Here is a 6759-nt window from a genome sequence, read left to right on the forward strand (position 1 = left end):
TGTTTACTTTATCAGAAACTTCTATCCTGGGGACGATCCTACTGGTAGCTTTAGGCATTTTGGGCTGGGGCTTTTATCGCGCCAGACCTTTTGGTAAACTGGGAATCTTAGCCTGGTTACAGTCGGTGGTGTTGATGACTCCCTGGCTCCTGTTTTTTGGATTGTTTGCCGCAGGGATTTACATCAATATAGCGGGTATATTGTTCTTAGTGGTGACTTCTGCCGGATTGTACGTCTACTTGGGCAGAGAGTTACGCGCAGCTGGGCAAGATACCATCCTCAAGCAACGCGCTACAGAAAGACTCGCTGCGGCTTCCTCACTTGAAGCAAATTCCCCACAACCAAAAGTAACAGAACTGAAACCGGAAATCCCACCGATACCAGAAGAAGACTTGAATGCAGTTAAAGGTATTTTCGGTATCGATACGTTTTTTGCTACAGAAACGATCGCTTACCAAGATGGAGCCATTTTCAAAGGTAATTTGCGGGGAGAACCAGAAGAGACTCACAACCGTCTAACTGCAAGTTTACGGCAACGCCTTGGCGATCAATATCGCCTGTTTTTAGTGGAAAATACAGACGGTAAACCAGTGGTAATCGTCCTACCCAGCCGCAATGATCCCCGGCCGATGTTGTTATCGCAAAAGGCTTTTGCAGGTATTCTGTTGATAGCGACCATTGCCACAAGTTTAGAAGCTGCGGGATTACTGCTGAATTTTGATTTCTTTGCCAATCCAGAGCGCTTTAAAGAAGCTTTGCCCATAGGCGCTGGGATATTTGCGATTTTAGTAGCTCACGAAATCGGTCATTGGTTACTTGCTCGGCGTCACCAAATCCGCCTTAGCTGGCCTTTCTTTCTACCGGCTGTGCAAATTGGTTCCTTTGGTGCAATTACCCGCTTTGAGTCTCTGTTGCCCAACCGCAAGGTATTATTTGATATCGCCTTGGCAGGGCCAGCCGCAGGTGGTATTGTTTCTTTGTTAATGCTGGTGACGGGCTTGGTGCTTTCCCACCCAGGTAGTTTATTTCAATTACCCAATCAGTTTTTCCAAGGGTCGATTTTGGTGGGAAGTTTGGCGCGAGTTGTCCTTGGTTCGGCGTTACAGTTGTCGTTGGTAAATGTTCATCCTTTAGTGATAGTTGGTTGGTTGGGGTTAGTTATCACGGCTTTGAACTTAATGCCCGCAGGACAACTAGATGGTGGGCGCATTGTCCAGGCGATTTATGGACGCAAAACCGCAGGACGGGCAACGATCGCAACTTTAATTTTACTGGCACTAGTGTCTCTCGGTAATACTCTTGCCATGTACTGGGCGATCGTGATTTTCTTTTTGCAACGGGATCAAGAACGCCCCAGCTTGAATGAAGTCACTGAACCCGATGATGCTAGAGCAGCTTTAGGTCTTTTGGCTCTATTCTTGATGATTACCACGCTTCTACCCCTCACTCCCGGCTTGGCTGGGCGTTTGGGAATAGGATAGTGCCTATGGAGCCAACACCCGAACAAGCCATAAAGGAGGATATGGAACCAACACCACAGCAGCTAAGAACGGTGTATATAGCCTGCTACTGGCTAACAAAAATGTATTTACCCGTCTATCTTGTAACGCTTGATTCTAGAAACGCGAGAATAGTAATCATCGCGGGTGAAGAGTCAGTAATTGTCATTAATAAGCAAGGAGAATTGAGCTATGACCAGCCCGAATTATGAAGCAATGACCACAAAGGAGTTGCGGACTTATGTTTTAGCACACCGAGATGACCAAAACGCCATCAACGCTCTAGCAAACCGAGTTGAAACAAATGGAGTAAAGTTAGATTCTCCAGAACAACTGCCAGATGTAATACGTAGACAGCAAGAACAGCAAGAGTAAAACTAAATTCAAATCTTTGATAAAGTGTTGTGCTGCAAACACAACGCTTTTATTTTGCCCTAACAGCGGTATCTACTGAGACTTCACACAATTATTACTCAGTAATAAATATTTGAACAATGTAGTGTTATTTAAACTTCGGGGGTGTGAATAATGAGCTAGATAACAAAGCAAGATTTATTTATGTTTAAAACTATCTCTGTGGCTTTAACATTGTTGGTGACTCAAGTCTCAGTATTAGCTGCTACGCCGTATCCTATTTACCCAACGGAAGCTCAATATATTAAGTACGAAATTGAGCTAGAGCAATTTTTCTCACTGCAGGCTATCGCTCCTGATGCTGGCAAATATTTCAGAACTAGCGATCGCCAACGCAGGCACGACGGAAAAATGCTATGCAGTATGTTAACTGCTTATTCTACAAAGGAATATCTTACAAGTGAATTAGAAAGACATGGACTACTGTACGAAAATGACCCCCAACAATTAAGAAACGAAAATGCCTATAGCTTGGGTGTTGCGGCTGCTGCGATTGATACAATGTGTACAGAACACAGAGCAAGCTTGATGGACTTCGTTCAAAAGTATCAGCAAAACCAGAGATGACAAAACCTAACTTTCAACAAATGCCTTTAGAGCAGCTAAGAACTTATATTTTGGAACATCGCAACGACGATGAAGCATTTCATATTTACATCGACAGAAGACGCGCCCAATCTCCAAAACAGGTGACGATGACAATTGAGGAAGCGGAGGCTGATTTACAGAGACGGTTTGGACAGCAAGCTAGTTAAAAACTATGACGATTCTTAAGTGATGTTGGTGAGTCAGCGCGGTCTTGGGGGTTTCCCCCATGAGCGACTGACGTTAGCGCAGCGTTAGCGAGCTTGCGAGCGTCACCCCGAAGGGGTGAACCTTCACTTAAATTAAGCGATATGTTCACCGACAGCTTATGAGAAAAATTAACTGAACGGTTTCCAACCTGCTAGTAAATTCGGGTAAGCCGTTGGTGTGGGGAAAATTTTCTGAAAGGCAGTTTGACGCTCTTGAGGCTTTTCTTTGCTCATGTTCCAGAGGGTTTCATAGAAAAAGAAAGAGACTCCGGCAAAATTGCGATCGCGTACTTTTTGCACTTGTGTCTGAATCTGCTGCATCGGTATAGATCGGTTTTTTAACCCAGCCAAAATGCCCACACTCACTGGAATATGGCTCTTTGCCGCTTTCACTTCTGGATACTCTAATTCGCTGATAAAGACATTTAAATCATCACGATATATCTGCAAAACAAAGCGTTACAAAATCAAAATAAAGTTTTAAAAATTGTTGTCCTGGAGGAAAATCCAATGTTACACCTGCTTTACATTCTTGCTTTTACAATCCTTGCATTTATAGCTGTTGGCAACTTAATTCGTAACCTGATCATGTTCAGTTTTGATCGGGAGCGAACTTACCCGACGAATTCCTCCCCAATGAAGAATCAAGGCAACTATGGTTATTATTCATCAAAAAAACAGTTTGTACCCCATCCAGAGTTATTAGATAGCGCAGGCAACTTAATTAAAGAGCCACTTTTGGTAATGCGTTCGATTAACGTTGAAGATGCGCGTCAACATCTCGATGCACTTTACGAAGCATCCCCAGGACATAAGAGAGATAATTCCGAAGAAGCATAACGTAGAGACGCGATTAATCGCGTCTGTACAGGAGAGACGCGTACAGGAGAGACGCGATTAATCGCGTCTGTACAGGAGAGACGCGATTAATCGCGTGTGTTAATAGTTTGGGTGTAAATTATTGTTGTTTTTACATCCTTAACCCTTTTATTAGCAGAAATTTATTCCCATATCAATCCAGTGAATGTAGATTTTTTGCATTTTGTTAAAAATACTCAATTGGTGGACGATTGAACTCATCGTTGCAAGGACTGCGATCGCAAGCGGATACAATTTTCATTCTTGAAGATGTGATTGACGATTTGAAACGAGTAGCACTGTTGTTAGGATTTTCTGGTTATCAGCCATTAGTCAGTGCTTAGATCGAAACAAAGACTCAGAGATGATCTTGAGCGACTTCAGGGTAATACTGTTTCTATTTAACGAATTTTCAATTCTTTTTTGGCATTTTTCAACTGTCTCCAGAGGATGTGAATTTGTTTGTAAGCCTCTTCTGGGGAAAGTTTACCACTAGTTTGGAGGCTACAAATGTAGTTTACCCGTTGAGAAAAATCTTGAAGATTAGCGTTAAATACTAGATACTCTGGTTTAAATTGCCCATAATATGGACTACGAGGATATAGAAAATCACATAGTTCGGATAGCAAATCAGATTGTCTGTTCATAAGTATTTAGAGTATTACAGATTAGAAATTATCTAATTGGAAAATTTTAACAAAGCTTTCGCCGACCCTTTTGACAAGCATTACAGAAGGAAGTTTGAGGTTCAAAGTCAAGACAGCCGAACGCTTCCTCAGAACAAGCTTTAATTGGATGTACAGTACACTTAAGGCGATAGTCGTTAGTGAAATATTCACAAGCATGACAAGGAATTTGATGTAGCTTTTTTAAATGATTTATCCCTTGTTTAAAGGTAAACCAGATACTCAAAATAAAGAAAATCAAAGTGGCCCAAGCAAATGAAGCGCAAAAAATTGTAGCCAGCATAAGTCATCCTCCTAAAGATTAGAAAAAAATGCCCGCAGTCAACTGCTTTTAACGCAGGCATGAAATATTATTTAGCTGGTGTTGAGTGAAACTAAATTAACTGAGTCAGTAGGTAGACTTAAACAATTCGCAATACTTCGGCTACGCTACCTCGGCTTTGCTCGGCACGTGTAGCCGTTTAAACAAGGAGTGAGGCGAGAGCGAGCAATCTAAGTCTTGCTCTAATTTATTGTAAAGACGTAGAATGCTACGTCTTTACATCATGGGTACTAAATCACTAGATGATTAAATCGAGTTGATTGCGATCGCACCAAACAAAGCAATACTAGTTAACAGCAGATAAGCGAAGATTGCTCCACCAATTCCACCAATCAAAAAGCCCTCAGTAAATTGACTCCATTGTGCGACAGTATTGATGCTCTGTGGCACCTTGGGAACTGTTGCAACCGAAACTGGTCGTGAATAGATTTCTTGCTGTTTTTCGTAGCTGTTAGTGCCATAAAGGGAAAAACCAATTGTCAAGATGAGAATCAAACTGCCTGCGGCTAGTAAACCAACCAAGCTACCCACATTAGAATTGCGTAACAAACCTAATGATCCTAATGTGGCAAACGGGCCAACCAACCAGTAACCATGAGCCATGCCAACTTCTAATCCCCGCCACAAAGAAGATATACCGGGGCGGTAAATTGGCAAGTATCTGAGAAACTTCAATGTCAAATCAGAAGAATTGACTGCGCTTACCTGATTACTTGTTTGGCGATCTACCCGTGGCGGCTGAACCATATCACCATTTTTTAAATCAAATCCGCCTGCGATCGCACGAGCGCGGAGAGCGTGCCAAATGTGACCTAACAGAAATATCAGCGCTAGGACAAAATGGAAAGTTACCAACCAACCACGAGCAGAAACTATACCAGCAGAAGTTTCTATAGCCCTAACTGGACCATAGAAAACTTCGGGATAGACAGTGTTATTGACCGACGCAAAATATGCTGCCAAAAAGCCCATGTATGCTACAGCACCAATGCTGTAAGACAAATACGCTTCCCCCGAATAAATCAAAATTCGACGTGCCCAAGCGAACGGCTTAGTCAAGATGTGGAAAATACCACCGCCAATTAACATCAAACCAACCCAGATGTGACCACCGACCACATCTTCCAAGTTATCGACAGCTGCCATTCCGTCTGATCCCCAAACCCCAAACAGATAACCAAAGATGCGGAATGGGTTGAGCGTCGGATGATTGATTACCCTTACGTCTCCACCGCCAGCAGCCCAGGGGTCAAACAGTCCACCCCAAAACACCGCCTTGGCAACTAAAGCCAAAGCACCCAAACCTAAAAGCGTTAGGTGAATGCCCAAGATTGTAGTCATCTTGTCTTTGTCTTTCCAGTCGTAGCCAAAAAAGCCAGCCCAAGTAGGATTGTCTTCTAACACCTCTGGCCCCAGCAGGGAGTGGTAAATACCACCAGCAGCCAGAATCACTGAAGGTATCAGATGTAAGACGCTGACTACAAAGTAGGGATAGGTGCTAATAACTTGCCCACCAGCACCGACACCCAAACCTAGAGTCGCTAGATGAGGCAGTATGATTAACCCTTGCTCATACATTGGCACATTAGGGTTGAAGCGTGACAGTTCAAACAGCGTCATTCCTCCAGCCCATAACAAAATCAATGCAGAATGGGCAACATGAGCGCCTAGTAATTTTCCTGATAAATTTGTGAGACGAAAGTTACCAGCCCACCAGCCAACATCAGGTATTTGTTGCTTGTATGGGCTATCTTCAATTACTGTTGTCATTTCTGGTACTCCTTGAGAATTTTTAGCAATTTATTTGAGTTTTTGCTTTCAAACAATTGCAAATATATTGCATTAAATTGAATTTAGCTAATTGGTTGGGGAATCACTGCCTCCTGACTCACCCTACCTTTGCGAAAATCAAACCCACGCGCCCGCAAGGCGTGCCAGATATGTCCTTGGAGAAAGAAGAAAGCTAACCAAAAGTGGGCATTAGCTAACCAAGTTCGAGCAGTTACAAGGTCAGGGTCAAGTGATGAAAAGTACGGCACAATATTCTGCCTAACCACGAGCGCCGGCCCATAAAAAACTTCAGGATAAACAGTGGTGTTTACCGATACAAACAGAGTTGCAATAAAACCCATCAGTGCCAAAGCGCCCAGACTGTAAGAAAGGTAAGCTTCTCCAAGGACATATCT

The 6759-nt window shown here is 43.0% G+C and carries 10 protein-coding genes and 2 pseudogenes; 7 read left to right on the top strand and 5 right to left on the bottom strand.

Going from position 1 to position 6759, the window contains the following annotated elements; translation table 11 throughout:
- From LC574_RS19895 to LC574_RS19915, 5 genes are all read left to right on the top strand, one after another.
- Positions 1 to 1481: site-2 protease family protein (locus LC574_RS19895; RefSeq protein ID WP_229455110.1), on the top strand; the 1481-nt coding region annotated here is incomplete at its 5' end.
- A 5-nt stretch (positions 1482 to 1486) separates the two neighbouring features.
- On the top strand, positions 1487 to 1711 hold the full coding sequence (locus tag LC574_RS19900) for a hypothetical protein (protein ID WP_229455112.1): 225 nt from the start codon (positions 1487 to 1489) through the stop codon (positions 1709 to 1711).
- Positions 1692 to 1874, top strand: coding sequence for a hypothetical protein (locus LC574_RS19905; protein WP_229455114.1), 183 nt, complete (start codon positions 1692 to 1694; stop codon positions 1872 to 1874). The genes LC574_RS19900 and LC574_RS19905 overlap by 20 nt, the downstream gene beginning before the upstream one ends.
- Before the next feature lie 183 nt (positions 1875 to 2057).
- Entirely contained in the window at positions 2058 to 2480 is a 423-nt protein-coding gene (locus LC574_RS19910) for a hypothetical protein (RefSeq protein WP_229455116.1), read from the top strand.
- Positions 2477 to 2668 carry a hypothetical protein gene (locus tag LC574_RS19915; protein WP_229455117.1) on the top strand — a complete coding sequence of 64 codons (192 nt, stop codon included), beginning with the start codon at positions 2477 to 2479 and terminating at the stop codon, positions 2666 to 2668. The genes LC574_RS19910 and LC574_RS19915 overlap by 4 nt, the downstream gene beginning before the upstream one ends.
- 168 nt (positions 2669 to 2836) lie before the next feature.
- Here LC574_RS19915 and LC574_RS19920 read toward each other — a convergent pair.
- Positions 2837 to 3160 (bottom strand): annotated as a pseudogene (locus LC574_RS19920) (family 10 glycosylhydrolase); the annotation flags it as partial.
- A 57-nt stretch (positions 3161 to 3217) separates the two neighbouring features.
- On the opposite strand from LC574_RS19920, the gene LC574_RS19925 reads away from it, so the two are divergent.
- Positions 3218 to 3547: a DUF2973 domain-containing protein gene (locus LC574_RS19925; RefSeq protein WP_229455119.1), complete on the top strand. Its 330-nt coding sequence runs from the start codon at positions 3218 to 3220 to the stop codon at positions 3545 to 3547.
- A 230-nt stretch (positions 3548 to 3777) separates the two neighbouring features.
- Complete coding sequence (locus LC574_RS38150; protein WP_267871612.1) at positions 3778 to 3909, top strand: hypothetical protein; 132 nt, start codon at positions 3778 to 3780, stop codon at positions 3907 to 3909.
- Between the two features lie 57 nt (positions 3910 to 3966).
- On the opposite strand, the gene LC574_RS19930 is transcribed toward LC574_RS38150, so the two are convergent.
- The 4 genes and pseudogenes from LC574_RS19930 to LC574_RS19945 form a co-directional block, all read right to left on the bottom strand.
- Positions 3967 to 4212 (bottom strand): hypothetical protein, encoded by a 246-nt coding sequence (locus LC574_RS19930; protein WP_229455121.1) that lies wholly within the window; start codon positions 4210 to 4212, stop codon positions 3967 to 3969.
- A gap of 46 nt (positions 4213 to 4258) precedes the next feature.
- Complete coding sequence (locus LC574_RS19935; protein ID WP_229455123.1) at positions 4259 to 4534, bottom strand: hypothetical protein; 276 nt, start codon at positions 4532 to 4534, stop codon at positions 4259 to 4261.
- 285 nt (positions 4535 to 4819) lie between these two features.
- Positions 4820 to 6343, bottom strand: coding sequence for a chlorophyll a/b binding light-harvesting protein (locus tag LC574_RS19940; protein WP_229455128.1), 1524 nt, complete (start codon positions 6341 to 6343; stop codon positions 4820 to 4822).
- 83 nt (positions 6344 to 6426) lie between these two features.
- Positions 6427 to 6759 (bottom strand): annotated as a pseudogene (locus LC574_RS19945) (chlorophyll a/b binding light-harvesting protein); the annotation flags it as partial.

This window comes from Nostoc sp. CHAB 5715 (assembly GCF_020829685.1).
Lineage (GTDB): Bacteria > Cyanobacteriota > Cyanobacteriia > Cyanobacteriales > Nostocaceae > Nostoc.

Excerpts from the sequence above, each read along its gene's own strand:
- LC574_RS19935 (WP_229455123.1), bottom strand. The coding sequence starts at position 4,534 with ATGCTGGCTACAATTTTTTGCGCTTCATTTGCTTGGGCCACTTTGATT.
- LC574_RS19905 (WP_229455114.1), top strand. The coding sequence starts at position 1,692 with ATGACCAGCCCGAATTATGAAGCAATGACCACAAAGGAGTTGCGGACT.
- LC574_RS19930 (WP_229455121.1), bottom strand. The coding sequence starts at position 4,212 with ATGAACAGACAATCTGATTTGCTATCCGAACTATGTGATTTTCTATAT.
- LC574_RS19925 (WP_229455119.1), top strand. The coding sequence starts at position 3,218 with ATGTTACACCTGCTTTACATTCTTGCTTTTACAATCCTTGCATTTATA.
- LC574_RS19900 (WP_229455112.1), top strand. The coding sequence starts at position 1,487 with ATGGAGCCAACACCCGAACAAGCCATAAAGGAGGATATGGAACCAACA.
- LC574_RS19915 (WP_229455117.1), top strand. The coding sequence starts at position 2,477 with ATGACAAAACCTAACTTTCAACAAATGCCTTTAGAGCAGCTAAGAACT.
- LC574_RS19940 (WP_229455128.1), bottom strand. The coding sequence starts at position 6,343 with ATGACAACAGTAATTGAAGATAGCCCATACAAGCAACAAATACCTGAT.
- LC574_RS19910 (WP_229455116.1), top strand. The coding sequence starts at position 2,058 with ATGTTTAAAACTATCTCTGTGGCTTTAACATTGTTGGTGACTCAAGTC.